The sequence below is a fragment of the Neobacillus sp. NPDC093182 genome (genome assembly GCF_044754045.1).
Window position 1 is genome coordinate 283,027 of record NZ_JBIVOI010000002.1, and the last position, 26,298, is coordinate 309,324.

Consider the following 26,298-nt stretch of genomic DNA (forward strand, 5'->3'; position numbering starts at 1 on the left):
CGCACCAGCTTTTCTTGCCTCGACTGTCTGAATAGATCCAAGATTCGGACTACCTAAGGCTTTTTCATTCTCGGCCTGTCCGAATCGTATATACTATTTTCCTAAAGAAAACCCTTGAAATAGCCGCCCGCCAAATGGCTGCAGAATATCATCAACCATTACGATAACCTTATTTTTATCTCCTGTTTTATAAAAAGTATCAAACGCGTCGACAAATTGATCTGCAAACTTTTCATCATGGTTTCTTAATGATCTTATTACCCATTTAGACGTGCCAATCCACTTTCGATTCGTCCTTAAGACAAATTCGCTAACTAATTCAGCAAGTGTATTGGCTATGAATATTTCTTCCGCCCGCAGTGTACAACCTATAAAATCATCAAACACATCGGTAATAAAATACCGCTTCATTCTTATCGTTTCGGCTGACCATTCTTCGGGACCCTTCTCTAATAAATCATTTGCTTCTTTTTTAATGTGCTCCATGATTCCACTATCTCGTAACACGATTCCTTCTGAAACCATTCTAGGCAAGGAAGGTCTTGCTCGTTCACAATCGCTTTTAAAAAACTCCTTATATGAGGTTAAGTTTTGTACAAAAACTTCTATATTCCAACCAAATTCATAGACTGACTCTCTATATGCAGATTTGAGATTACTGTCAAATATCACAATATCAAGGTCAGATGTTTCGGTGGCCTCACCTCGAACAATACTCCCTGCTAATAAAGCTCCATGACAATTCGGAAAATGATTCAAGGTAAACAGTTCCGCTGCTTCGTATGGACTGATTCTATTAATCTCCCTCACTCCAATTGCTTTATAGGTCTTTTTTAATAAAACTATATAAAATTCACAGATTCGAGATGAGTTATATCTCCTTCTAGTACAAGCTTAAAACCATTTTCATTCATTTCTACAATCGTAAGACTGGTATCATGTATATAGGGAGGGTCCCATAAGGCTTCGATTGGTGAATTCTTAAAAAATGAGTACAAACATTTAATTACTACAGAATGAGTAACAATTAATATATTTCCGGATTTATATTCTCTTCTTATTCGATTTAAAACCTGAATGGCTCTTGCACGTGTTTCTTCAAACGATTCGCCTCCATCAGTCGTAAATAGATGTGGGGTATTCCAGAATGACTCAAACTCTGATTGATACATTTCTTTAATGGATGAATGTGTTTTTCCTTCCCATTGCCCCAGTTTAATCTCCCTCAAATTCTCATCGTAAATGACAGGAATATCTCTTTCTCCCCGTATTAAGCTGGTAGTGGCCTTTGTCCTCCCGCTTGGACTTGAATAAATGGCAGTTAACTCTGTTTCTTTCAATCTTTCACCTAAACAAACCGCATTTTTTATACCGTTTTCTGTTAGATTTGAATCCAGCCAGCCTTGCATTCTTTTTTCAGTATTCCACTCTGTTTCACCGTGCCGTGTTATGTATAGCGTAATCATAGCAGTCTCCCTTTATTTGTTTAATTCACTAATTACTTCAATTAGTTTTCTCGTTGTCTCTTTTAACTTCATTTCATCCTCTATCATAATCTCATTATCTGAATAGAAATCGGCAAATGACTGACCTCTATATCTTGGTACCACGTGCATATGATAATGCGTTAATTCATTAAAAACCCCGCCATTTTGGCAGATGGTAATCCCATCCGGATTAAACAGTTTTTTAATTGCTTTTGATAGAAGAATAGAAGCCTTCATAATTGATTCCGCAGTATTTTCATCAAGTTCCTCAACATCATAAACATGCTTTTTTGGTAATATTAAAGTATGTCCTTCATTAAATGGCTCATGGTCTAGGAAACAACAAACATACTCATCTTCAAAGACAACATGAACAGGCAGATTTTTATTAGCCAAATTACATCCTAAGCATTCCATTTGAACACTACCTTTACATTCTAATAAGTTCACTTTAACAAAAAAAAGGCCGGCGCACTCGACCTTTATAAAATATTTTGAAGTGTTTCTAAAATATATAAAATAAATTGGTAAATCAGCGTGAATAGTTGTGACAAGAACTCAAACAAGGAATCAAACATAACATCCATCCTTCCATAACATCTTGTCTTATACTATGCATACAGGGACAAGTATGAAACGGATAAAAGTGTACTTTGTTACAATAGAAAAGAAATAATGCCCTGGCTGATACTAACAATAATAATACTTTGGCCGAAGCCGCTTACGATACCTGTTGTTAGCCTTAATCGATTATTACTCATTCGAACTTTCCTTTTTTGAGTCCAACCATCCAAAACCATCGGAAAATTTAATAATATCCCCAGCCATATTGGAAAATATAAATCCAAGACAAACAGTACAGGAAAGAATAAATACCCCAATAATATTCCCGTACACCTTGCGCATATTGGCATTGTATATCCTTTAATCGTTAGACTTCTAGACTTCATCCGGTGACAAGGCACAATGTCAATCAGCCGCTTTAGATTAATTACAATTTGGCCCACAATCACAATCCGGTCCCCCATCACAATCTGATTTACCGTTACAATCCGGTCCACAATCAAAAGTTGGACAGTCTGGCGTACAATCATATTTCTTTTTACGATATTTCTTTTTTCCATAATAAAACAGTATAAACAATAGTAATAAAATTCCTAGCACTGTGGTGATGATCCCAAAGACTAATTCGCCATTGATTAATAATGTGGTTCCGACCACAAATGAAATAAGCATTCCTGTCAATAAAAGAAAAAACATAATCCCACCTTTTTCTCTAGGAAGTTCTTTTATTCTTAAACATTATGAAACTAATAATAACTAATAGAAGTGGACCAATAACAAGATATTTAAAAACACCAGGGGTGGCTAAACAATATAAACTGAGTGGTAATGCCCCAATAGAACCAATCATAAGCAGTATCGGTTTCAAAGAAAGACTTGAGTAACATGTCAATAACATTGGCAGTAAGTACATGATCGTAAACGATGTAAATACATCTGTCTCCACGCTGGTATTGGTATATGGATTAAATAGCAATATAACACAGCAAAATAGAAAACTTCCAACCGATACAATAGTCCCTATTAACCTCAAAGACATCATCTATTCTCCCCCAAAAAACACAGCTAATTATTTATATTCCATTTATTTGTAAAAAAACCTTTTTCTAAGGAAAAGAAAAGAGAGCAGCAACGTTGTGCCACTCCCTTCGTTCATTAAAATTCGGGAAGTCGATCAAGATTGTTTTCTTTTATCCCATCCGGTTCGCTTCGAATAATATCTCTGCCGTATTTATGAAAAACATCAACGTGGGCAATCTGACCTGATTTAGCTTCCGTTAAAGCAGTGATATAATCCAGCTCTCTTCCTGAGCTTGTTTTGAAAGCGATGATGTCCCCATCATCATTTTTCCTCACAGCGACGAATTCCTCTTTTCCATCATGATTGCTTTGACTTGCCTCTACCTGGGCTTGCTGCTCACTTTGCTGCTTATATTCTTCATAGATTTTTTCATAATTCTTTTCTTCCATTTCATCCACCTCCGAACGTATGTTAGTATTTTGCTGTTAATGGTAAATAAATATTCAAAATACACAAAACTGACAAAAAAGGTCGTCCGTTTTCCTCTTTACTAGAGGTTTTCCTTCTAATCGGCAATAATAGTTTTATTAAAGTTTTTTCTTGGAGTGAAGAAGAATGATGAAACTCGATAAATTCCATGACCCGCGAAAAAACAGAGAACTGCTTTCAGCGATTACCGGGAAACATCTTAATATAGCAAAGGTCATAACAGAGACACAGCAACTTTTCCAGCAATGCATGAAGAATGAGCCTGTTCCTCAATTCAACAAGGCACCGATCACAGTTCCCTTTTCGAAAAAAATAATAGAGGGATTGTTTCGATTATTCGCCAAGCCCTATAGTATTTTGGAGCCTACACAGATTTACGTCGATTCTAAAGGAAACGTATACCCTGAGTGGAAACAGAATTTGGATGACGAGTACGAAAATTTATTGAGGAGGATTACTAGAGAGGTAAATATTGAAGATTATGGAGGGATTGGTGATGGAATAACAGATAACACAGCCGCTTTTCAAAGAGCCATTGGAAAGGGTTTAGTTAAAGTTAAAGTTCCTGAGGGCATTTTTATAACGAAAGGAATACACTTGCCATCTTGGACATATCTGGTTGGGGCTGGAAAAGGTAAAACCACAATTAAATTACATGTAACTGCTTCCAGAGGAACTCGATTAATTACCAATGCCAACCATTGGAAAGGAAACCATCATATAGTTATCGAGGGAATGAGTTTAGATTGGAATGTTGAAAGACTCAGCGTTGCGAAAAAAACAAGTACGTGGGGTAATCATTCCAGCTGTTTGACGTATGCGAATGTCACCTATGGGTGGGTAAAAGATGTTGAAGCAATTAATCCAGGTCTCCATTGCTTTGATATTTCCTCTACCTTATACAATTATGCCGGAGACGGATTTCGTGCCCAAGGTGGCAGCCAGTATGTTTGGCTCGATAATCTAAATGGGTATGGTTTTGGTGATGATGGAATTACTACCCATCATAGTGATTACATTTTTATTTCTAATTCTCATATGTGTGATCCTAGCGGCCGTGCCCATCAGAAGGGTTTTTCAAATTCAAATGGGTTCGAAATTGATGATGGTTCTAGGAATGTTCTATTAGTTAATAATTCATCAGCAAGGTGCTTTGGGGGCATAGAAATTAAGGGCCATCAAAACTCATCTGCTGCGTCTAATGTGCAAATAGTTGGACATATTTCTGTAAACGATAACCGTTCCTATAACTTCCGCCATATTGGACACCACAAAAGTACAGATACAGAGTCAAAGTCGGCATACAATATTACGGCTGTGAATCTTGCTGCGATTAGACCGATTTTTACAGATTTATATAAATACTCCACGCCTAGAGGCTTAGTGGTGTCAGCGTATAAAAATGTTGTTATCAACCACTTTACATTGATTGGCGACCCTGATTACGACTACAAAAGCAACCCTGTTATTGCGATACAATACCGTGCAAGGAATGTTGTCCTAAATAATCTTTCATTCAAAGGGTTTAAAAGTGCCAGTACAGATATTAAAATTTACGGAGGGGTAAATCGGGCTGATTCAGTTTTCATAAATAATGTTTCGGTGCATGATTCTGCACCGAAAATAATTGATATTGGTAAAGATGTTAAAGAAATACAGGTGAAAAAGTAATCAATCAAAAAAGCGTCAATTTATCTATGGCGCTTTCCTTCTTTATCCACTACAATTTCGTCCACCAGCTTTTCAGCCACTTTTCGATATAGGTTACTCATGTGTACGAGTGAAGAAATCATAAGTACCTGCTCGAGATAGGGCGAGTTCCGATCCTCCATTTTAGCTACTTCTTCATTTACATTTTTTACCCGTTCATTGATATCCTCATGGAAATCCGCAGCATTTTTTTGGGAGAGCGCTAAATAACTATTATAAAAAGAATCAATCTCTATATCCTCTTTCATAATCCTTTTATTCAGGCCATCCAGTGTTACCTGGATATCGTTAATGGAAAGAGCACCTTTTAGTTGGTAAATCAAACTGATTAAAATTAAATGCTCTTTGGAATACTTTTTATTTTTTATTGGGAAAATGAGCTTCCCCTTTGCATAATTATTGATCATGGTTTTTGTAAGAACCTTTTCCTCATCATTTCTCTTTGAGTCGGTAAATTTGTTTTCAAATAACTGAATCACCTGATCCATATACAAATCAATATTCGGTATTTCATCTAACGAAAGGTTTGTTTCCAGTCCAAGCTGTTCTAGTATTTCTTTCATTTTTTCCATCATAAAAACTCCGATCCAAGTGTTATCTGATTTACATTATATCGTAACAGTTATCAGTTGACTAGGTACTGTTTTACGAGTATTATTATAAGTAGTTATTAAAACTATATGTTGCGATAGGAGGGTTATACTTGAGTAATTACATTCGGGAACCAATTAATGGACTCACTCATTTAACAGGAGCACTTTTATCTTTTGTAGGACTTCTTGCGATGGTAATTAAGGTGTCGAGTACAGCCTCGTCCGCCATGGCGATTACGGCTGTGATTATTTTTGGCGTCAGCATGATTCTCCTTTATTCAGCTTCCGCCACCTACCATATGGTAATAGCTAAAGATCATGTTATTGCTTTTTTAAGACGACTTGACCACTCGATGATTTTTATTTTGATTGCAGGTACCTACACACCTTTTTGTTTTATCAGTTTAAATGGAACAACCGGTAATATCCTATTTTCAATCATTGCTGCCGTAGCATTAAGTGGCGTTGTATTTAAGATGGTCTGGTTTAATTGTCCCCGTTGGATTTCAACTGCATTATATCTTGTCATGGGCTGGATGATTGTATTTGTTTTCTCACCATTAGCAGGGAGCTTGGACCCGAAAGGTTTATTTTTATTAATACTAGGAGGAATTTTTTACACCATTGGCGGTGTCATATACGGAGCTAAGCCGAAATTCCTTCAATCCAAATACATGGGCTTTCATGAAATTTTCCACATCTTTATCATGCTTGGGAGTTTGTCTCACTTCTTATGTGTATTTTACTTTGTGATCTAAAATAGAAAAACGCCCCTGGAGGCGTTTTTTATTTTAGACTATGAGTTCTTCTTATTTTCTCTTGCAGCTTGTTTCCTTGCTTTTTTACTTAAACCTTGTTCTGCACCAAATTCCGTATCCGCTTTACTTCCACCCGTATGCGGCTGGTTACGATTGTTATTCTTATTGGTCACTGTTTTATTTCCTCCCTTTATGTAAAGTGGCTAGCAACAACATCTATATACTGCATAAAGTATCAGGAAATTATACCTAATTTTTCTTTATTTCTTTATCAGAAGAAAGCACAATATTGAGTCTGATGGACTATATCAACCTTTTTTAAAAAAAAGGTTATTTTTAAGAACCTAAGAAATTTGTTTGCAGTTCGGTTTCGATTACTTTATTCTCATAAGAAACTCGATATGCCTTGCTAGCTGGTCTTGAGCTGACAATGTTACTTATATCTTGTTCAATGAAATGAATAGCAACCCCATCATCTGCTGCAATTCCCGCCTGTATTTTCTTAGCTCCAATAAGATTATGATACGCTGGTCTTCTATCTGCTTCCCCGTCAAAATGAGGACAATTACTGCCTTTTAAGAAACCTAAGCAGTTCAGTGGCTCTAGACCTTCCCCGTAGGAGTCCGTTACACCTTCAATTTTTTTCCCTCCCGTTTTTCCTACTTCTCATTTATAAGATTGATAGATTGGAATTGTTTTAAAAATGGCAACTAAATCCATGTGGATTTAGTTGCCTTTATTACTCTTACCAATTTACGTTCGCGTCCGGTGCCTTGTCGGCTACAAGATTTAATTGAATGTTATACTCTAGATATGCCTTTAATCCAGAGAGTACCATTATGTACCCTCCCATAGAATCAATGGCTTGGGCGACCATTTCATCGCCGCTTCCAGAAAAGCCATAGTTTGTAATCGAAACAAAGGTTTCATTTTCTGTTCGAGAAGTAAATATCCACTCAACCTGGGTGCCATCGGTCCATTCTATCCTTATTACCTTGTTTTGCTCTAATTCCTTAACATATAATTCATCCCCCACACCATACATTTCCCAGTCCCACCTGACCGTTTTACCTTCTTCTAATCTTCCGCTGCTTTTGGTGAACCAAAATTTTGTAGTGATTTCAGGGTTGATGAAAGCTTCATATACTTCCTCAACTGGTTTGCGAATAAGCATTTCTGCTTTTACTATGGGTTTTTCGTTTAATGTTATCATGCTAAATACTCCTTTTTTCCCTTTATTCATGGCTTATTATCACCATGGTTTCTAATTCGATGGTTATTTAAAACTAATTTCTTTTATTACTTTTTCAGTTAATCGATTAGCAATTAATTTATATCCTGCAGGATTGGGATGTAAAGAATCACTGAAATAGGTACTTTTTGGTTTATCTTGAAATAGGTCAAGCGTGGCAACAAAGTAAGTTCTATCAAAATTACCTGCCACTTCGACGATCCCATTGTTCCAATCTTTTATGGTGTTTAGAATTTCCTTGCGATTCGAGTATTCTACATATGGCTGATATAAACCTAAAACAAAAATTGGAGCTGTGGAATTACCTTTTCTTATGTTTTCAAGGATGTTGTTAAGGTTTGTGGTGAATGTGACTTTACCCTCATTTATTTGTTTTAAATCAAGAGGATTAAATTGATAATTGGCACTCTTTCTAAAATCATTCGTACCGATATAAAGAATAATACAATTTGCCTTTTTTATTTGCTCGGTGATTTTTTTATTTTGCATTTGTTCGAGAACTTTTTCTGTAGAATACCTTGGTATGGCAAAGTTACTCACCTTGATAGGAGTCTTATGTACTTCTTTCAATTTCACTTTAACTCCTTCTATATATCCCTTTTTTGCAGGATCCCCTACTCCATGCGTGATGGAATCACCGAGGGCTACAAGGTTAATGACCTTTGTACTGGCTGAAGAACTACGAATACCGGTATAGGTGCCAAACAGGACCAAAATAATACAAAATAAAAAGATATAATTTTTCATAATAATACTCCCAGTTGTGTTGACTTATTTAGGAGTTTTCCCAGTGACACCGAGACTCATGTAGTATCCGTGAGTTTAACTCCAAGTAATGTTAATTCTTTAAAGGCATGTAGGCTGAAGGATTTAACTCTTCACTTTCAATCACTATAGCAGTTAATCCATTTTCTGATTTTGTTTCGTGCCATTCGTCTTTTTCCCAAAATACAGCGTCTCCAGGCTGTACCTTGAAATATTCTTTCTGATCAATAGAAACCAACCCTTCTCCCTTTAAGATTAACAATAGTTGAGGTCCTGCTGCCTGGTGATAACCTATTAAGCCATTTTCTCCTAAATGCATACAGCCTATGGAAGCAGCTTTATTTGTTTGAATGATTCTCGACATAATAAAATTTGAATTAAACATTGAAATGCTCTTACCACTTTCTTTATTAAAACTAAAAAATTTCATTGCGGTATGTACCCCCAAAAACAATTTATATCTCCTACAATATTCAAGAAATTTATGTAATAATCCTCTAGAAATAATGATATCAAAATAAAAAAGGAGCTCCTTTTTATCGCGGAGCACCTCTTCTATGCTTTTACTACATCTATAATTCTGTCCATTCCACATGGACACTGTCTACGGATGGTGAACTCCTTTTAGGTGTCACCTTGGTGACAGGCACCACATTATATTAATTATAAATTAGTCCTCGTCTTTTATGTCGAGGTCTTCGGGGATGGGTTCGTTTAGGATATCTTCGATTAGGTGTTTGTATTTTTCGATTTGTTTTAGATGAGTGTTGAATTGTTCTTTGTTAATGATCCAATTTTCGCCGTCATGGATGGCGCGGATTTTTTTTTGTTTGATTAGGTCTTCTATTGTTGATTCCGGCATTGCTAAATATTCTGCTGTTTCTTTAATGGTTAGATACATATTGTTCAATCCTCGTCCGTAAAGGTGATTTTATTAACTATTCTTCCCGCTCTTCCTTTTGTGGTGACTGCCTGCGACAGTGAGTTTAAGATCGCTTCCTCTGCTGCTTCTGCTGCACCCGTAAATAATTGATTCATCAGGGGATGATCTTCACGTAGCTGGAGCCTTTTTTCCGTCAGTTCATCGGTAAAATGTTCAGACTTGTGAGCTGTTGAAAAGGCGATGACGATATCACCGCTGCCGTGGCTAAAATGACTGCCTGTTCTGCCTAAACCAATGCCACAGCGTTTTGAAATACGCAGCAGCTGCCTATCGCTTAACGGGGCATCTGTTGCCAGCACAATGATAATAGAGCCATCTGCAGGATCCGAAAGCCCCTTCACTTTTGAATAGCGAAACTTCTGGTGCTCCTCCTTTTTACCAAAGTTGGTTAGGACTAAGCACCCGATTGTGTACTCCCCAATCATACGAGAGGAAGAGCCAATTCCGCCTTTATATCCAAAGCAGATCATCCCTTTTCCAGCCCCGACAGCACCTTCCTCTGCCTGGTGATCCGAAGCATTCCTAATTGCTTCAAAAGCATGCTCAGGTTTAACTGGAAATTTCCGTATCGAATTCAAATAACTATCATTACATTCTCCAACTACTATATTAATCGTACCTGTTGTTTCACCTATTTCAGGATTTTCAGCCAGCATATATTCTAAAGTCCCTTGAGTGACAGCAGGTACAGCAAACGTATTGGTTAACATAATCGGTGATTCAAGCTGGCCTAACTCATTTACTTGAACAAGCCCGGTTGTTTTTCCAAAACCATTTATGACATAACTTGCAGCGGTCACTTTTTGTCTAAAAACATTCCCACGATGAGGCAGCACCGCTGTAACACCCGTACAGGCATATTCTTGTCCGGCTCCATCAAGAGGATAATCAAGCGTTACATGACCTACCATTACACCCTCAACATCCGTAATACAATTTTTATGTCCAGTTGGCAGCACACCAACCGTTATTCCTGTCTGTCTAACCTTCATCCTAACACTCCCGGCCGATGGTTAAGAAAGTTTTGATAAGCAAAACCTCTCACCTCATCCTCTTTGAAATGCTTCAATAATTCGTTAATGAGATTCTGCGTTTTTGAGGCGTCCTCTAGATCAGTAATAAATGTCCCAATCCCATCAAAATCAGACCCTAATCCGATATGGTTTACACCGCCTAATGAGCAGAAATGATCAATATGCCTTATTAGATCAGCAATTGTTACCTCTCCTGCTTCTTTTACAAATGGAGGAAAATAAACAACATGGATCATGGCGTTCCTTTTAAACATTGCTTTTGCCTGTTCATCCGTTAAATTACGCAGGTGATGACAAAGAGTTCGTGAATTGGAGTGGCTTGCAATGGGATACTTGGCTAGTTCAATGACCTCCCAAATCCCTTTATCACTAAGATGAGATATATCAGTCAAAATTTGATGTTCATTATTAAACTTCACGATCTCTTTTCCAAGCAGCGTAAGCCCGCCTCCCCGCGGTTCCCCTGCACCATCAGCTGCTAAATTCGCATTGTTCCATGTCAATCCAACTGAACGAACACCCAGCTGATAAAGAATATGCAGCTTTGTTAAATCATTGCCGATGGCATCGACTCCCTCAAGAGTCAGCATCGCGCCAATTTGACCGATATTAATTTTTTCAAAATCTGACCAATCTTTGATATGGACCATATCAGGATTTTTCCCGAGCACTTCCTTATAAAAATAATCAATTTGTACAAGCGCCTCTTGAAATTTCTGGTCTGAGGAAAGATCCGGCTCAATGAAAATGGCAAAACATTGAACCTTGACTTGCCCTTTATGTAACCTTTTTTTATTCGTCTGTAATTCTTTTGCGTCAGCAAAACGCAGCGAACCTTTACCTTCGGACAGTTTAAGTAATGCGTCACAATGCAGATCAATTAATTTCATAGTTTGCCGACTCCTTTTTTAAAAATTTTATCATATATTATAATGCAAGGTTAACTAAGGAACCAGTAAAAATAACATTTAGAATATTAAAAATTACCTATGAATAATAGTAAATAAATAGTAGAATTTATGTATAAACTACATCAATGGAGGTGAATTTACCTATGATAAATGAACCAATTCATTATGATGGAAGTATTCAAAATAATGAAACTTCCGCTAGTAATTCTACAGTAAATGAGCAATTCACATTAACTGACGAAATGCGTGCAAATATTAGTGGAAACCCTTACTTTAGCGAAAATAATAACTAAAAAATAAAAGGAGTTTGCAAAAAAGCAAATTCCTTTTATTTTGGTTTATATCCGTTTTTGTATCTGCATATATTCCTATTCATTGCACAAACTAGAATGGAGGCTAGATACAGAAAGGATTGATACGAACGTGACAAAAGTATTGTACATAACAGCTCATCCTCATGATGATACTCAGTCTTATAGTATGGCAGTAGGAAAAGCATTTATTGACACTTACAAAGAAGTGAATCCTGATCATGAAATTATTAATGTGGATCTTTACAAAGTAGATGTTCCTCAGATTGATGTTGATGTCTTCAGCGGTTGGGGGAAACTTCGATCAGGTACGGAGTTTGAACAGCTATCAACCGAAGAAAAAACAAAGGTTGGCAGACTTTCTGAGATTTGTGAGCAATTTATTTCTGCAGATAAATATATTTTTGTAACACCATTATGGAATTTTTCCTTCCCTCCAGTTATGAAAGCTTACGTGGATGCCGTATCCGTTGCAGGTAAAACATTTAAATATACCGAAAAAGGTCCAGTTGGTCTGTTAACGGACAAGAAAGCTTTACATATCCAAGCACGTGGAGGCATTTATTCAGAAGGTCCAGCTGCTGCAATGGAAATGGGACACCGATATCTTGAGATCATTATGCAATTCTATGGAGTCCCATCTTTTGAAGGTTTATTTGTTGAGGGGCATAATGCAATGCCTGATAAAGCACAAGAAATCAAGGAAAACGCCATTGCGCGGGCTAAAGATTTAGCACATACCTTTTAATGACAAAGAGCCAACACCATACGTTGGCTCTTTGAACTTCCTAGGATTTTTTACGTGTTGTTTTCAAGTTTACGTGCCAACCGTTTTTTCCAGCTTAGTATTTTCGTAAAAAAACCGGTTCTTTCCCCAAGATTTTTTTCCTGATGAGTTCGTGGGTTACACTTTGAATACGTTCTATAGCCTGTGTAGAGTTTGCAAGTGCCCTCAGTGCAAATCCCGGAACCGCCAGCATGGAGACACCGATTCTGACTCCGGTCAGAGGCTCAAAAAGGGCATAGAGTTCTTCTAAAAATGCTTTATTCACCCGCTCATCAATAATAATCATCGTGCCGAAATGGGTATATCCCTCCATATACCCTATTCCTGTTATATCCTCATCTGGTTCTAGTTTGATATGATCAAATAAAACAAGCTGCTGTTCCAAATAGACTTCCATCCTCGATTGAAGTAAGTCATAGCGAAATAAAGTACCATCTGGGGACCAGCCCGGTGTAAAAATATCGCAGCTAACCAGGGAAGCACCTTTGTCCATTTGAACAATCGTTTTCTGCTTAAAGCATGCATGCTGATAGGCGATAACAGGGTCTGGGAGATATTCTAAGAGACTTCCCTTCTTCAAATGAATGTCCATCTCTTGGATAGCTGGTCTTGTCCTGGTTTTATAAATTTTCGTGGAGGATTGCGTTGTTAACAATACCTCCGCACCCTCTTCTAAAACAATAGAAATCTTATAAGTATCCCCGTCAACATAGCCTCCGCCAGGATTCATCATGTACCCATACGCCTCTCCGCTCGAAGTCAGATATACTGGCCTGGTTATTTTAAAAGCTCCCTCTGTATATGTTTCTTTAAAAATCGTTTTATCTTTTTTCCGCGCTGCTGCTAGTCTTAAATATCCTGTTGGAGTAATCACTTACCCCAATCCTGCCAATAAAGCATTTTTCTTGAGCCAATCTACGACGAGATCTAGCCCTGTATCTGTTTTCAAATTAGTAAAGATATACGGCTTCTTCCCCCTTGCTGCCTTTGTATCTTTCTCCATCACCTCGAGGCTTGCCCCGACATATGGTGCTAAATCGATCTTGTTGATAATAAATAAATCAGATTTGATCATTCCTTGTCCGCCTTTACGCGGTATTTTTTCTCCTTGGGCAACGTCAATGATATAAATTGAAAAATCAACAAGTTCCGGACTAAAGGTCGCAGCTAAGTTATCTCCACCGCTTTCAACAAAAATCATTGAAAGGTCTGGGTGATTTGCTTTTAGTTCCTCAATAGCAGCAAAATTCATCGATGCATCCTCTCGTATCGCAGTATGTGGACATCCGCCAGTCTCTACCCCAATAATTCGATCTGCTGAAAGAACACTATTTTTCATCAAAAACTGCGCATCTTCTTTTGTATAGATATCATTGGTTACCACTGCCATCTTAAATTCATCATTTAAGTATCTCGTTAATCGCTCGACCAGCATCGTTTTTCCTGCTCCAACTGGTCCGCCAATTCCAATCCGTACCGGCTCCATTGTCTTTACCTTCTTTCTTTCTAATAATTAGGACATAAACAAACGGACATGCAGCTTTTCATGGCGCATTTGTGCAATCTCAATTCCAGGCGCTACGGCTCCAAGATCGTCTATCTCTAAGGCTTGGATCCTCTTAACTGTCTTGAGTAACAATGGATGTATTTCTAATAGAATCCTTTGACCCGCAGTTTGACCAAGCGGGATTCCTCGAACACCATTCTGAACCAGAGTGCCAATTGTAGAATATAGGAAAGTTAAAATTGCTCGATTTCTATCAATCTTTAAAAAATCGCAGATAATCATAAAAGCAATGGCAGGATGTCCAAAAGCTTCTTTTTTTCGAATTTTTCTCAAATAGTCTTCTAATAAAGGGATGGAATAGAGATCAATTCCGATAACCACTAGCCTCTCTCCAATCCGACGGTTCGCCTGCCGGGTTTCTTCCGGCATATTCTGTACAAACAATTTTCGATCGAGGTTCCATATCTCAGGAGCATTTTGATTCATTAATGCCTCAAGGGTTAAGCGACAGGCTAACCCATCCGTATAGGCTAGTTGTTTTTCCAAATAAATCCTGATCCATTCAAAAAATGTTTCTTTATTATGGATCCTTTCATCCTGGATGTAGGTTTCTAATCCAAAGGAGTGAGAAAAAGCTCCCGAGGGAAAATTTGAATCCCCTAATTGGAGTATGCTTAAAAGCTGACTATCCATGACTGTGACCGATATGTCGAAATGCCTTTTTTACTTTTCTTTCTTCCCTTGTATAAGGAATCTCTAATTGAATGAGCAGTTCTTCAACAAGATAATCGTATTGAACGAGCATTACCTCTTCTTCAAACTGTGCCGGCAGATGACGATTCCCCAATTGATGAGCGATTTCACCCATTTGTTTCATGCTTGAAGGACGGAGCACAAGTAGATCATCACTTGTTACACTAACGATAATCATGTTTCGTTCGTCCATGTATAAAATATCCCCATCCACCAAATCCTTTGGATCCGCTAAGCGGATCCCCACTTCATTTCCATGGTCTGTTGTCACCCGCTGGATTCGTTTTACCAAGTCATCGCTTGATAAATAAACTCTTTCTATATGTCTGCCAGCTGACGAAATATCGTCGGCATTTCCAACGATTTCAGTAATAATCATAGCTTCAATCCCCCTAAAATAAGAAATAACGCTGTGCCATCGGCAGTACTTCTGCTGGTTCACAGGTCACCAGTTCTCCATCCACGATGACTTCATACGTTTGCGGATCCACTTCAATTTGCGGCATTTCAGCATTAAGCTTCATATCCTGTTTAGAAAGTTGACGGATTCCATGTGCGGGCTTGATTTGTTTTTGTAACTCCAATTTTTCATGAACACCAAGATCAATTGCCGCTTTTGACAAAAAGGTAATACATGTTGAATATTTTGCTTTTCCAAAGGATGCAAACATTGGACGGTACAAGACAGGCTGAGGAGTAGGAATTGAAGCATTTGGGTCTCCCATCAAACTGTGAGCGATCATGCCGCCTTTAATGACAATTTCAGGCTTAACTCCAAAAAAAGCTGGATTCCAAATCACCAAGTCAGCCAATTTTCCGACCTCAATGGAACCAACTTCATCGGCAATCCCATGGGTAATCGCTGGGTTAATCGTATACTTGGCGATATATCGTTTCACACGAAAGTTATCTCCTATACTTTTATCCTCCGGTAGCTTCCCTCTTTGCTTTCTCATTTTATCCGCAGTCTGCCAGGTCCTTGTAATCACCTCACCGACACGACCCATTGCCTGCGAATCTGAACTAATCATGCTGAATACACCCATGTCATGGAGAATATCCTCTGCCGCGATGGTTTCTTTACGGATACGCGAGTCAGCAAAAGCGATATCCTCTGGTACATCAGGGTCTAAATGATGACAAACCATAAGCATATCCAAATGCTCGTCTAATGTATTTTTTGTATAAGGACGTGTTGGATTGGTAGAGGAAGGAAGTATATAAGGGTAGCTGGCGACCTTAATAATATCAGGGGCATGTCCTCCCCCTGCCCCTTCAGTATGGTAGGTATGTATGACCCTGCCATTAATGGCAGCCAGCGTATCCTCCACAAACCCGCCTTCATTTAAAGTATCGGTATGGATGGCAACTTGGACATCGAATTGATCAGCAACCTGTAAGCAGTGATCAATGGCTGAGGCGGTCGTCCCCCAGTCTTCATGGAGCTTAAGCCCAATGACACCAGCATTTACCTGCTCGATTAACGGCGCTTCCGATGAGGAATTTCCCTTTCCTAAAAATCCAAGATTCATCGGAAACTCTTCTGCAGCTTCCAGCATTCGATGAATATTCCACTCACCTGGAGTACAAGTGGTCGCATTGGTACCCGTAGCAGGGCCAGTGCCTCCTCCAATCATAGTTGTGATCCCGGAGGATAGAGCTGTTTCAATTTGCTGAGGACTGATGAAATGGATATGGGCATCAATACCTCCAGCAGTGACAATCATTCCTTCACCTGCGATGACCTCTGTGGAAGCCCCAATGACCATATCCACCCCTTCCATAAGTAGTGGATTACCGCTTTTTCCAATACCCGCAATCCTTCCATCTCGAATCCCAATATCAGCTTTATAAATCCCTGAATAATCAACAATAATGGCATTGGTAATGACTACATCGAGTGCCCCGCCCGCTCTTGCAACAAGTGGATGCTGCCCCATCCCATCACGAATCACTTTACCGCCGCCAAATTTCACTTCATCCCCATAAGTGGTAAAATCCTTCTCAATTTCAATAAATAAATCGGTGTCCGCCAGACGAATGGCGTCCCCTATAGTGGGACCAAACATATCTGCGTATTGCTTTCTTGACATTCGGAAACTCATGCCGGGTCCCCCTTACTTTGGTCTAACGGGCCATCTGTTTTATTATTTAGACCATAAACTTCACGCTTACCCGCAAATGGAACCAACTCTACCTCTTTTGCATCCCCCGGTTCAAATCGGACAGCCGTGCCCGCCGGAATATTTAAGTGTTTTCCAAATGCTTCCGAGCGTTCTAATTGCAGAGAGCCATTCACTTCGAAAAAATGAAAATGGGACCCTACTTGTACAGGACGGTCCCCTTTATTTAGTACCCGCACCTTTGAAACTGGTCTACCCTGATTACATACAATGGGCTCTTGTTTTAGTACGTATTCTCCAGGAATCATTCCATTCTCCGCCTTTACTATTAAACTAGCATTTACCGAATCGGTTCATGGACGGTTATCAGCTTAGTCCCATCTGGAAATGTAGCCTCAACCTGAATATCCCGAATCATTTCCGGTATTCCTTCCATCACGTCCTCAGTGGATAAGATCGTTGTCCCTTCAGTCATTAACTGGGCGACGGTTTTACCATCTCTTGCGCCCTCCATAATTTCATAGGTAATAAGGGCAATCGCTTCAGGGTAATTTAATTTCAATCCACGTTCTTTTCTACGCCTTGCCAAGTCGGCAGCTACGACGATCATTAATTTTTCCTGCTCACGCTGGGTCAATTTCATGGATTTCCTCCCGCTAATAAATCATAAAGAGTACAGGCAATTATTTTGGTAGCAGCCTGTAAATCTGAAAGGCGGATGTTTTCATCTGCCCGATGCCCATTCGCCTCTTCTAACACTTTTGGCCCCACCCCAAACATAATCGTAGGAATTCCTGCAGCATAGAAGTGGCGGGCATCTGTATAGAGTGGTACTCCGTGAACAGGCAGCTCACCTTCCTCTTTCAAAATCGATTGCCAGTTTGTGGCCAAGACTTGAACTAGTGGCGTATTTTCTGGAGTTGGTCCAAAACTTTTAGCATGAAGGATTTTCTTAATTTCAATTTTGATACCTGGGATGTCTGATACAGCTTGCTGAACAAGTTTCCTAAACTCAGCCTCTACGGCAACAACGTCTTCTTCAGGAATTAATCGTCGATCCACCCTAATTGTACATTCATCTGGTACAACATTCGTATTGATTCCGCCTGAAATCAGCCCTACATTCAATGTCGGAAAGTCAATGCCTGGTATCGATGATTTTTTTTCTGCGAGTATTTTACGATAATCATACAAGACCTGTAAGATCTTAGTTGTCGCCTCAATCGCATCGATTCCGGTATGCGGAAGGGCCGCATGTGCTGACTTTCCTGTTGTTTTTATTTCAAAATGTAAACAGCCATTATGAGCGTTGACAGCCGAATAGGTGAATCCCGCAACAATTGCTTGATCAGGCTTGATATAACCTTGGTCCATTAACCGCTTTGGACCTATTTCTCCTCCGGTTTCTTCATCAAACGTAAATGCCAGGTCCACCCTGCCGGATAGACGTTCTTTGACCTGTTTTAAAGCAAGCACTGCATAGGTATAAGCAGCAATATCAGACTTTGACACAGCGACTCCTCGCCCATACATTTTCCCATCCACAATTTCTCCTCCGTATGGGTCGACACTCCACCCTAAACCTGGCGGAACCACATCTCCGTGCGCATTTAACACAATATTTGTCCCTTCATCAAAGAATGTGGGGGCAAGGACGTTAGCCATACTAATCATCCCATTTTCTATAACACTTTCTTCGTCTACTTCGAGAAGAGATACATTTTCAAACCCAAGCTCGGAAAGCTGTTTTTCTAAAACTCTGGCTATCGGTAAACAATCACCAGCGGGATTATCCGATGGAGTTTGCACTAATTTTTTCAAAAAAGCGATTAGTTCTTCCTCATGGTCCTGTATCCACTGCACAATCTTTGCTTTATCCTCATTCATCGTAATCACTCCTCATTGGTTGTGTACGCTAATTGATGTAATAATTGTATGAGTACCTCCAGACCCGTTTCTAAGTCCTTTGTTGAAGTATACTCGAGTGGAGAATGGCTAATTCCACCCTGGCTGGGAACGAATATGATTGTTGTAGGACAAATTCGTGCAAACAGCTGGGCGTCATGACCTGCACCGCTATTCATCCAATGGAAGGGAATATTGCTCTTAGTGCAAATACTTTGTACAACTTCATTAAGTGTTCGATCCATCTGGGCTGGCTGAACTTCGTGCCACATCTCAACCTTTATATCCAAATCGTGTTTTTTAGCATGGGTTTTAAACATTTCGGTCAATTGCTGACAAAAAGAACTTAAAACTGATTCGTTTGGATGCCGGGCGTCTACAGTAAACTGAACTTGATTAGGAATTACATTAGGTACATTGGGTTCGACAAAAAGCTGACCCACACTTGTTACAAGATCTTCATCGTATACCTTTACACTTTCGTATAAGTCATGAATCATGTTTACCGCCCCATGAAGAGCATCTCTTCTCCATTTCATTGATGTGGTACCAACATGATTCGATTCACCATTTACCGTAATACGAAACCGTTTTTGCCCGACAATGGCCTTGACAATGCCAATTGATTTTTCTACTTTTTCAAGGGTGGGTCCTTGTTCGATATGTAGTTCAATAAACGTTTGGATATCATCCCGGACCCTGTAGTCAGAAAGACCAAATCCTGCTGCCATCATAGCTGTCTCGAAGCTTATACCCTCTGAATCATTGATATCACTAATATCTTTAAATGAATAAATCCCCGTCATCATACCTGAACCCCAGAGAGCGAGCGGAAAGCGGCTTCCTTCCTCTTCGCAAAAAGAAACCACTTCAAGGTTTATGGCTGGGGCACCATATTTCTTTTTTAAAAAGTCTAATGCCATTATTCCTGCAATAATTCCATATGCACCATCGTATTTACCGCCTGATTTAACGGTGTCAACATGTGACCCAATTAAAATAGTCTGGGCATTTGGATTGGCTGAAGGCAATCTCCCAAATACGTTTCCAATAGAATCATAATTTGTTAATAGCCCAGCTTTCTCCATCCATCCCTTTAAGGCTTGCTGGGCTTCTTTCCAAGGCTGGGAATAAAGTGTTCGGGTTACACCTCCATCTGGCTCTCCCCCAAATGAAGCTAACCACTCAATTGCCTCTTCTAGATTAATGGGAAATTGACCCATAAACTCACTTCCTTGGCTGTATATACTGACCATACTTATCTCGGGTTACCCCTGTTTGATGATCATAAATTACTTTTCCTCGTAAAATCGTTTTCTTTACTTTTAACAGAAATATTCTATTTTCATAGGGGGAATATTGATTTCGAAAGGCAATCGATTGCTGATCCGCTATCGTTGTTTCATCTAATGAAATCAAGGCTAAATCCGCCTCCAATCCCGGTTGAATTCTTCCTTTCCTTCCCGATAATCCAAACCGATCAGCAACATTAGCAGTGCCTAGAGGAAGTATGTCTTTAAGTGGAATTTTCCTTTTCAATGCTTCATCGAGTAAGGCAAGCCAGGTAAATTGTACTCCTTGGATTCCACCCCATGCTTCCCAAATGGAATCAGTGTCTTTCATGGAATAGAGACAGGGCGAATGATCGGAACCAATGGTATCAATCCAGCCGTTAGAAATACATTCCCACAGTCCTTCTACTTCTTCCCTCGACCGAAGCGGCGGGGCACACTTAAGGATGGCACCAGCTTTAAGGAAATCTTCTTCATCAAAAATTAAATAATGAGGACAGGTTTCTACTGTAACGTTTATTCCACTTTTCTTTGCTTGTTGAATGAGTTTAATTACTCTCTCTGAACTAATATGAACGAAGTGGACCGATGTACCATATTTTGCAGCTGCCTCTAACGCGTAACTAACCGCCTGTTCTTCCGCTGATATCGGCCTGCTGGCTAGAAAGGCTTTACGCTCGTTGATACCAGTTTGTTTTTTATAAAAAGTAGTAAGGTTATTAATCTCTTCCTCCCATTCTGCATGCAAAGCGAGGATTTTATTTTGTTCTGCTGCTATTTTCATAGCAAGCTTTAATTGGCCGGGTGAAACAAAGGGAAAATCATCGATACCGCTCTCCGACATAAATGCCTTCCAAGCGATAATTCCTTCACTCATTTGGGATAATTCTCCCTGTTGACTTAATGAATTCCCTGTCATCCCTCCCCACAATGCATAATCAACATAAGATTTGGAGGTTAAATACTCTCTTTTATTGTGTAAATTTCTCACGGTTGTTACAGATGGAGAGCAATTGAGCGGCATATCGAAAATCGTTGTCGTTCCTCCAATAGCTGCAGCACAGCTCCCAGTTTCAATTCCTTCCCATTCTGTCCGGCCAGGATCATTAAAATGAACATGTGCGTCGATAAATCCAGGAACCACTAAGCACCCGCTTGCATCTATGAAATTGACATTGTTTTCTTTCATTGGTTCAGGTTCGCACTCGTAGAGAGTATCAATCTTGCCATCTTTAATTCTTATACTTGTATACCGAAACCCTTCTTCTGTATAAACATACCCGTTTTTCACCCAAAGTTCAGTTGTCATTTTCCCTCCTAACTCCCTCTGTAGGTACTGTACCCTCCTGGTGATATCAAAAGCGGCACATGATAATGGGAAGCCGGTTCAGAAATACCAAATCTTACGGGAACACAATCAAGGAACGAGGGATCTTCTACGACTGCTTCGCGACTTCGGTAATAGTCTCCTACATAAAAATGAAGTTCATAGATTCCTTTTTTCATATTGTCCCCTTCCAAAAGGGGTTGGTTTAATCTGCCATCTTCATTTGTATAAGTAGATTGGATGGCTTCTTTCTCTTTATTTCGGCCAACACGTAATAACTCCACTAACACACCGCTGGCTGGCTTTCCTATGCTAAGGTCAAGGACATGTGTTGTCAGCTTCCCTGTCATTTACTTGGTTCCTCTGCAGGATTTAGATCATCACGGTTCATTGAAAAACATTGGAAACCATAAGGGGGACGAGGTTCAGTAAATACTTTCCCTTCTTGTGAGGCAGGAATTTCATCTAAAATCGTTTCCCAGGTACGGTTATTCGATTCGAAACGTACCTCTACTAACTGTGGAAAACGTTCTAGGATTCTAATACCGATTCGGTAAATGAGATTTTGAATGGATGGAGAGTTTTCTTCATGAAAGACGGTGTACGCAATATCTCTTACCTGTTCTGCGGCCACATAGCCATCCGATGTATTTCCCCTGCCGTCCTCAAGATCGTTATATCGCCAATCAATATTTAAAAAGATAAACAGCGGGCGATCAAAGGATTCCGGCAATGTCGTATATTCATCCTTCACATAGCCGTAAAACGAACTGCCCTTTACCTTGATAAGCTTAAGACCCTTTAAACTGCTTAGCTGATTGGTGGTGATAATTTCATCTTTTTCACGTTTTACTTCAATGGCGGCTCCAGCCTGTTCGTTTAATGAATAGCGAAACACTAATGGGCTTGGTTCAAAGCTGCCATCTGTGGGGACAGGAAGCTCTTCAAAGGAAATCTGTTCACCTGAGATAGTAATGCCTGTCATGTGTGAATACGTCTCAAGAAAGCGGTGTGCGACAAATTCAAGAAACCCTTCCTGGGTGGCTCCCTGGTAATCTCCTGCATGCTTAAGGATGAAATTTTTCATTGAATCCGTTGCAACAACTAGAGTGTTATCACCATCTTTAAATGAGGAAAAAAACGCTTCACCTTCAACGGCCACTTTCACATTCATGCCAAAAAGAATGTTATTTCGACCTGAGAAGGTGGATTCGGGAATGTTTCGAATTCCGGTTAACGGCTTAGCGTAGGTCCGATAAACCCATACATCCGCTTTCCCGTAGCTCATCGATCTTTTCATATTGTATTAGCCTCCTTTTGTCATTTTAAAAGGCTTTAAATTAAGTCATGGTTACCACTTTTTTTAATTTTTTTGGATTTCGGTAATCATGAGTGCTTCATGGTTACCACTTTTTCAATTTTTATCGGATTTCGGTCATCATGAGCCCTTCATGGTTACCACTTTTTCAATTTTTCTCGGATTTCGGTCATCATGGATTCTTTACTCTCTGAAAATATCATTCAATCGAAACCCAGCGATTTTGTAAACTTCATGTAAGGCGATGTTATATTCTTCTTCGTACGAATTATGAACCCTCTGCTTCATGGCAGATAATATCGTTTCCTTGCTTTGCCCTTTTACGGCCATGATGAAAGGGAATTTGAATTTATTTACATAGCTTTGATTAAGAGAAACAAACTCCTCAAATTCCTCTTTTGAGAGCTTATCAAGCCCTGCTCCAGCTTGCTCCTTTTGGGAAACCTCGGACATTTGTAATCTTGTTCCTAAATCAGGATGTGCACGAAGCAATGCTAACTGCATAGATTCGTCGGCATTTTGGACAATGTTAATCATCGTTTGTAAGAGGGACTTATTTGACTCAAAGGGCCTATTCTCCCATGCCAAGGAAGCCACCCACGGAGAGTGTTCAAACACCCAGCCCACTTTTTCAATAAATTCCTCCTTGTTCATTTGATTTATTTCCTCCATAGCTTCACCTCTCTTCCTCCAGCTGGTCAACCATTCTGCTGGCTTGCTGTTAAAACTATATATATTTTTTAGACCCCCTAAAAATACCCACCTGTTCTATCTCTAATTTTATCCAGCTTCATAAATGGCTCGGCTGCTGTCAGCTATCGGTGGCATACAAACTCGTCCTGCCAATTTTTCACTATAATATCGAAATGTCGAAATAGTCTCTACAAAAGTGTCATATAATCTAACAAGTTTTTTTATCGTCCCAGCCAAAAATAGTGTGTAAACAAACCTGACATGAAGGAAGAAATTCTATGTATGTTATAGAATAATGAATTCCAAGTTAAATGGAACATTAACCATTTCGTGCTAATCACCAGCTTAATATGAATAAAAATATATCAAAGAATGGAGAGGTTACATGTCAGAAATTCATTTTATGCAAAAAGCAATTGAGGAAGCGCTCAATAATGTCCTAACCAATCACGGCGGGCCGTTTGGAGCCATCGTGGTGAAGGATGGAAAAATAATCGGGGTTGGCCGTAATGAAGTAACATCCTCCAATGATCCAACAGCACACGCAGAGGTCCAAGCTATTCGCGCAGCCTGCAGCTATTTAAAAGATTTTCAACTGACGGATTGCGAAATCTATACGAGCTGTGAACCTTGTCCTATGTGTATTGGTGCGATTTACTGGGCGAGACCAAAGGCCGTTTACTATGCATGCACGAAACAGGAGGCAGCCAAGATTGGGTTTGATGATCAGTTCATTTATGAACAGCTCGAACTTCCAGTGGAAAATCGAAAAATACCAATGAAAAAAATTTTCCCGCACGATGGTGACCTTCCTTTTCGTACATGGGAAAATTCTAAAAACAAAGTAGAATACTAATCTGATGGTAGAGGGTGTTGAGCTATGGAGAGAAATCCATTAACCCGTAGAATTTCTGTGGCTTCAGGAAAGGAGCCTGCGGATACCGTTGTAAAAAACGGCAGGATTATCGATGTGTTTAACGGAGAAATAATTGAAGGTGATATTGCCATTGTGGATGGTTATTTTGCAGGTGTAGGACAATACGATGGAAAAAATATTGTTGATGCCGAGGGGCGTTATGTACTTCCAGCCTTTATCGATGGTCATGTTCATATTGAATCGTCCTTGGTGTCGCCAAGTGAATTCGCTAAAGTCCTTCTTCCTCACGGAGTAACGACCGTTATCGCAGATCCCCATGAAATTGCGAATGTCCTAGGTACGGCTGGCATTCAATATATGCTTGATTCTTCCGAAAATCTTCCTTTTGATATTTATATTATGCTTCCTTCCTGTGTTCCTGCGACAAGCTTTGAAAACTCAGGTGCTATTTTAAAAGCAGAGAATTTATTCCCCTTTTATCAACATCCACGAGTCCTAGGATTAGCAGAAGTCATGAATTTTCTAGCAGTCCTAAATGCAGAGGACGATATGCTCAATAAAATATCTGACGCTCAACAGTTCGGAAAAAAAGTAGATGGTCATGCTGCTGGATTGTCTGGAAGTGATTTGAATGTATATATGGCTGCAGGCATTAAGACCGATCATGAAAGTACAACAGCGGAAGAAGCGAAAGAACGCCTTCGGAGCGGCATGTATTTAATGATTCGTGAAGGGACTGTAGCAAAAGATTTGCAGAATTTGATTCCGGTAGTAAATAAATATAATTCCCGGAGGTGCTTATTTGTTACGGACGATAAGCATTTAGATGACCTTGTGCTTGGGGGCAGCATAGATCATAATGTCAGGCTGGCTATCAACTTAGGAGTATCCCCGATAACCGCTATTCAAATGGCTACCATCAATGCTGCAGAATGTTTTGGGCTTAGTGATAAGGGAGCAATCGCGGCCGGTTACAAAGCGGATTTTTCCTTAGTAGAAGATCTGGATACTTTAAATATCGTCCATGTTTATAAAGACGGAAAAGCTGTTGTACAAGATGGCAAGCTGGTTACTGATTGTAGTGCCCTCCATAAGAACAGCAGTGACTCTTTAAAAAATTCAGTCCATTTTGATGACCTCATAAAAGCAAATCTCGATATCCCATTATCAATAAACAAGGCAAATATCATTGAAATCATCCCTAACAGTCTTGTGACACGGCATATCGTGGAAGAAGTAGATACATGCTATCAAGGGTTCTTCCAACCCTCGACTAGTGCAGATCAGTTAAAGCTTGCCGTAATCGAGCGCCATCATTTTACCAAGCAAATTGGCTTGGGCATTGTCAAAGGCTTAGGTTTAAAATATGGTGCGATTGCCACCACCATTTCCCATGATTCACATAATCTCATTATTGCTGGAACCAATGATGATGATATGGTTTTAGCTGCAAAAACGATTAAAGAAATGCAGGGCGGGCTGGTTGTCATAAAAGAAGGTCAGATCCTCGCTTCATTAGAACTGCCCATTGCAGGACTAATATCTGACCGCCCTTACCGGGAAGTATATACCTGTCTTAATAACCTTCACATTGCTCTTGAAAAACTTGGAGCCAACAATCATTTCAATCCCTTTTTAACACTGTCCTTTTTAGCTCTTCCTGTTATCCCTGAGTTAAAACTTACAGATAAAGGTTTATTTAAGGTTTCATCATTCGAGCATATTAACATCAGTTCTGATTAAAATTCGTGCTTTTTAGACAAACTATCATGCGAGAAACCGAAAAACGGTTGCTTTCAACACCATTACCTGTCAAACTATAAGGATAATGGCTGTTTTCGAAATGCTTGTTGTTTAGATCTAAAATGCAACAAAGTC

Annotated in this window: 33 protein-coding genes and 1 pseudogene; 6 read left to right on the plus strand and 28 right to left on the minus strand. The window is 39.5% G+C overall.

Annotation, left to right across the window (positions count from 1 at the left end; all coding sequences use genetic code 11):
* Positions 1-93: 93 nt before the first annotated feature.
* The 6 genes from ACIQAA_RS06005 to ACIQAA_RS06030 form a co-directional block, all read right to left on the minus strand.
* Positions 94-810: a nucleotidyltransferase domain-containing protein gene (locus ACIQAA_RS06005; RefSeq protein ID WP_402616305.1), complete on the minus strand. Its 717-nt coding sequence runs from the start codon at positions 808-810 to the stop codon at positions 94-96.
* A gap of 32 nt (positions 811-842) precedes the next feature.
* Positions 843-1,466, minus strand: coding sequence for a histidine phosphatase family protein (locus tag ACIQAA_RS06010; protein WP_402616308.1), 624 nt, complete (start codon positions 1,464-1,466; stop codon positions 843-845).
* A gap of 12 nt (positions 1,467-1,478) precedes the next feature.
* On the minus strand, positions 1,479-1,904 hold the full coding sequence (locus ACIQAA_RS06015) for an HIT family protein (protein WP_402616311.1): 426 nt from the start codon (positions 1,902-1,904) through the stop codon (positions 1,479-1,481).
* A gap of 239 nt (positions 1,905-2,143) precedes the next feature.
* Positions 2,144-2,611 (minus strand): DUF2085 domain-containing protein, encoded by a 468-nt coding sequence (locus tag ACIQAA_RS06020; RefSeq protein ID WP_402616314.1) that lies wholly within the window; start codon positions 2,609-2,611, stop codon positions 2,144-2,146.
* A gap of 152 nt (positions 2,612-2,763) precedes the next feature.
* The gene (locus ACIQAA_RS06025; RefSeq protein WP_402616317.1) at positions 2,764-3,093 is read right to left on the minus strand and encodes a hypothetical protein; all 330 of its coding nucleotides are present in this window, start codon (positions 3,091-3,093) and stop codon (positions 2,764-2,766) included.
* 113 nt (positions 3,094-3,206) lie between these two features.
* On the minus strand, positions 3,207-3,521 hold the full coding sequence (locus ACIQAA_RS06030) for a DUF3892 domain-containing protein (protein WP_402616320.1): 315 nt from the start codon (positions 3,519-3,521) through the stop codon (positions 3,207-3,209).
* Positions 3,522-3,687: 166 nt separating this feature from the next.
* Here ACIQAA_RS06030 and ACIQAA_RS06035 point away from each other — a divergent pair, with 166 nt between their 5' ends.
* Positions 3,688-5,232, plus strand: coding sequence for a glycosyl hydrolase family 28-related protein (locus ACIQAA_RS06035; RefSeq protein WP_402616322.1), 1,545 nt, complete (start codon positions 3,688-3,690; stop codon positions 5,230-5,232).
* A 20-nt stretch (positions 5,233-5,252) separates the two neighbouring features.
* Here the strand turns inward: ACIQAA_RS06035 and ACIQAA_RS06040 are convergent, their stop codons facing one another.
* On the minus strand, positions 5,253-5,843 hold the full coding sequence (locus tag ACIQAA_RS06040; RefSeq protein WP_402616325.1) for a DUF1836 domain-containing protein: 591 nt from the start codon (positions 5,841-5,843) through the stop codon (positions 5,253-5,255).
* Between the two features lie 131 nt (positions 5,844-5,974).
* On the opposite strand from ACIQAA_RS06040, the gene trhA reads away from it, so the two are divergent.
* Complete coding sequence (gene trhA, locus ACIQAA_RS06045; RefSeq protein ID WP_402616328.1) at positions 5,975-6,622, plus strand: PAQR family membrane homeostasis protein TrhA; 648 nt, start codon at positions 5,975-5,977, stop codon at positions 6,620-6,622.
* Between the two features lie 38 nt (positions 6,623-6,660).
* Here the strand turns inward: trhA and ACIQAA_RS06050 are convergent, their stop codons facing one another.
* The 8 genes and pseudogenes from ACIQAA_RS06050 to ACIQAA_RS06085 form a co-directional block, all read right to left on the minus strand.
* Positions 6,661-6,795: a hypothetical protein gene (locus ACIQAA_RS06050; RefSeq protein WP_257009464.1), complete on the minus strand. Its 135-nt coding sequence runs from the start codon at positions 6,793-6,795 to the stop codon at positions 6,661-6,663.
* Positions 6,796-6,958: 163 nt separating this feature from the next.
* A pseudogene (locus tag ACIQAA_RS06055) lies at positions 6,959-7,258 on the minus strand (Type 1 glutamine amidotransferase-like domain-containing protein); the annotation flags it as partial.
* A gap of 109 nt (positions 7,259-7,367) precedes the next feature.
* On the minus strand, positions 7,368-7,835 hold the full coding sequence (locus ACIQAA_RS06060; protein ID WP_402616331.1) for an SRPBCC family protein: 468 nt from the start codon (positions 7,833-7,835) through the stop codon (positions 7,368-7,370).
* 63 nt (positions 7,836-7,898) lie between these two features.
* Positions 7,899-8,621, minus strand: coding sequence for a GDSL-type esterase/lipase family protein (locus ACIQAA_RS06065; RefSeq protein WP_402616334.1), 723 nt, complete (start codon positions 8,619-8,621; stop codon positions 7,899-7,901).
* 91 nt (positions 8,622-8,712) lie between these two features.
* Positions 8,713-9,069, minus strand: a complete 357-nt coding sequence (locus ACIQAA_RS06070) for a cupin domain-containing protein (protein ID WP_402616337.1) — start codon at positions 9,067-9,069, stop codon at positions 8,713-8,715.
* A gap of 240 nt (positions 9,070-9,309) precedes the next feature.
* Entirely contained in the window at positions 9,310-9,540 is a 231-nt protein-coding gene (locus tag ACIQAA_RS06075; protein ID WP_402616340.1) for an excisionase family DNA-binding protein, read from the minus strand.
* A gap of 5 nt (positions 9,541-9,545) precedes the next feature.
* Entirely contained in the window at positions 9,546-10,574 is a 1,029-nt protein-coding gene (locus ACIQAA_RS06080; protein ID WP_402616342.1) for a DmpA family aminopeptidase, read from the minus strand.
* A complete protein-coding gene (locus ACIQAA_RS06085; RefSeq protein ID WP_402616345.1) occupies positions 10,571-11,506 on the minus strand; it encodes a dipeptidase in 936 nt (311 codons plus the stop codon). Before ACIQAA_RS06085 ends, ACIQAA_RS06080 begins: the two co-directional genes overlap by 4 nt.
* 164 nt (positions 11,507-11,670) lie before the next feature.
* Between ACIQAA_RS06085 and ACIQAA_RS06090 the strand changes: the two genes are divergently transcribed.
* Both ACIQAA_RS06090 and ACIQAA_RS06095 read left to right on the plus strand, forming a co-directional pair.
* A complete protein-coding gene (locus tag ACIQAA_RS06090) occupies positions 11,671-11,820 on the plus strand; it encodes a hypothetical protein (RefSeq protein ID WP_402616347.1) in 150 nt (49 codons plus the stop codon).
* A 130-nt stretch (positions 11,821-11,950) separates the two neighbouring features.
* Positions 11,951-12,586 carry an FMN-dependent NADH-azoreductase gene (locus ACIQAA_RS06095; protein ID WP_402616350.1) on the plus strand — a complete coding sequence of 212 codons (636 nt, stop codon included), beginning with the start codon at positions 11,951-11,953 and terminating at the stop codon, positions 12,584-12,586.
* Positions 12,587-12,680: 94 nt separating this feature from the next.
* On the opposite strand, the gene ACIQAA_RS06100 is transcribed toward ACIQAA_RS06095, so the two are convergent.
* The 13 genes from ACIQAA_RS06100 to uraD form a co-directional block, all read right to left on the minus strand.
* Positions 12,681-13,499, minus strand: coding sequence for an urease accessory protein UreD (locus ACIQAA_RS06100; protein WP_402616353.1), 819 nt, complete (start codon positions 13,497-13,499; stop codon positions 12,681-12,683).
* Positions 13,500-14,111 carry an urease accessory protein UreG gene (gene ureG, locus ACIQAA_RS06105; protein ID WP_402616356.1) on the minus strand — a complete coding sequence of 204 codons (612 nt, stop codon included), beginning with the start codon at positions 14,109-14,111 and terminating at the stop codon, positions 13,500-13,502. It lies immediately after the preceding gene.
* 27 nt (positions 14,112-14,138) lie between these two features.
* Positions 14,139-14,825 carry an urease accessory protein UreF gene (locus ACIQAA_RS06110; protein ID WP_402616358.1) on the minus strand — a complete coding sequence of 229 codons (687 nt, stop codon included), beginning with the start codon at positions 14,823-14,825 and terminating at the stop codon, positions 14,139-14,141.
* Positions 14,818-15,264: an urease accessory protein UreE gene (gene ureE, locus ACIQAA_RS06115; protein WP_402616361.1), complete on the minus strand. Its 447-nt coding sequence runs from the start codon at positions 15,262-15,264 to the stop codon at positions 14,818-14,820. Before ureE ends, ACIQAA_RS06110 begins: the two co-directional genes overlap by 8 nt.
* 13 nt (positions 15,265-15,277) lie before the next feature.
* Positions 15,278-16,990 (minus strand): urease subunit alpha, encoded by a 1,713-nt coding sequence (gene ureC, locus ACIQAA_RS06120; protein ID WP_402616364.1) that lies wholly within the window; start codon positions 16,988-16,990, stop codon positions 15,278-15,280.
* Positions 16,987-17,316, minus strand: a complete 330-nt coding sequence (locus tag ACIQAA_RS06125) for an urease subunit beta (protein ID WP_402616366.1) — start codon at positions 17,314-17,316, stop codon at positions 16,987-16,989. The genes ureC and ACIQAA_RS06125 overlap by 4 nt, the downstream gene beginning before the upstream one ends.
* A gap of 32 nt (positions 17,317-17,348) precedes the next feature.
* Complete coding sequence (locus ACIQAA_RS06130; RefSeq protein WP_402616369.1) at positions 17,349-17,651, minus strand: urease subunit gamma; 303 nt, start codon at positions 17,649-17,651, stop codon at positions 17,349-17,351.
* Positions 17,648-18,895 carry an ArgE/DapE family deacylase gene (locus tag ACIQAA_RS06135; protein ID WP_402616372.1) on the minus strand — a complete coding sequence of 416 codons (1,248 nt, stop codon included), beginning with the start codon at positions 18,893-18,895 and terminating at the stop codon, positions 17,648-17,650. The genes ACIQAA_RS06130 and ACIQAA_RS06135 overlap by 4 nt, the downstream gene beginning before the upstream one ends.
* 5 nt (positions 18,896-18,900) lie before the next feature.
* Complete coding sequence (locus tag ACIQAA_RS06140) at positions 18,901-20,136, minus strand: M20 family metallo-hydrolase (RefSeq protein ID WP_402616375.1); 1,236 nt, start codon at positions 20,134-20,136, stop codon at positions 18,901-18,903.
* 4 nt (positions 20,137-20,140) lie between these two features.
* A complete protein-coding gene (gene allB, locus ACIQAA_RS06145; protein WP_402616378.1) occupies positions 20,141-21,514 on the minus strand; it encodes an allantoinase AllB in 1,374 nt (457 codons plus the stop codon).
* A gap of 8 nt (positions 21,515-21,522) precedes the next feature.
* Positions 21,523-21,882: a hydroxyisourate hydrolase gene (gene uraH / locus ACIQAA_RS06150; protein ID WP_402616381.1), complete on the minus strand. Its 360-nt coding sequence runs from the start codon at positions 21,880-21,882 to the stop codon at positions 21,523-21,525.
* Entirely contained in the window at positions 21,879-22,832 is a 954-nt protein-coding gene (gene pucL / locus ACIQAA_RS06155; protein ID WP_402616384.1) for a factor-independent urate hydroxylase, read from the minus strand. The genes uraH and pucL overlap by 4 nt, the downstream gene beginning before the upstream one ends.
* Before the next feature lie 201 nt (positions 22,833-23,033).
* Positions 23,034-23,522 carry a 2-oxo-4-hydroxy-4-carboxy-5-ureidoimidazoline decarboxylase gene (gene uraD / locus ACIQAA_RS06160; RefSeq protein ID WP_402616387.1) on the minus strand — a complete coding sequence of 163 codons (489 nt, stop codon included), beginning with the start codon at positions 23,520-23,522 and terminating at the stop codon, positions 23,034-23,036.
* Positions 23,523-23,928: 406 nt separating this feature from the next.
* Here uraD and ACIQAA_RS06165 point away from each other — a divergent pair, with 406 nt between their 5' ends.
* Both ACIQAA_RS06165 and ade read left to right on the plus strand, forming a co-directional pair.
* Positions 23,929-24,399 (plus strand): nucleoside deaminase, encoded by a 471-nt coding sequence (locus ACIQAA_RS06165; RefSeq protein WP_402616390.1) that lies wholly within the window; start codon positions 23,929-23,931, stop codon positions 24,397-24,399.
* A gap of 24 nt (positions 24,400-24,423) precedes the next feature.
* Positions 24,424-26,163, plus strand: coding sequence for an adenine deaminase (ade, locus tag ACIQAA_RS06170; RefSeq protein WP_402616393.1), 1,740 nt, complete (start codon positions 24,424-24,426; stop codon positions 26,161-26,163).
* Positions 26,164-26,298: the final 135 nt, after the last annotated feature.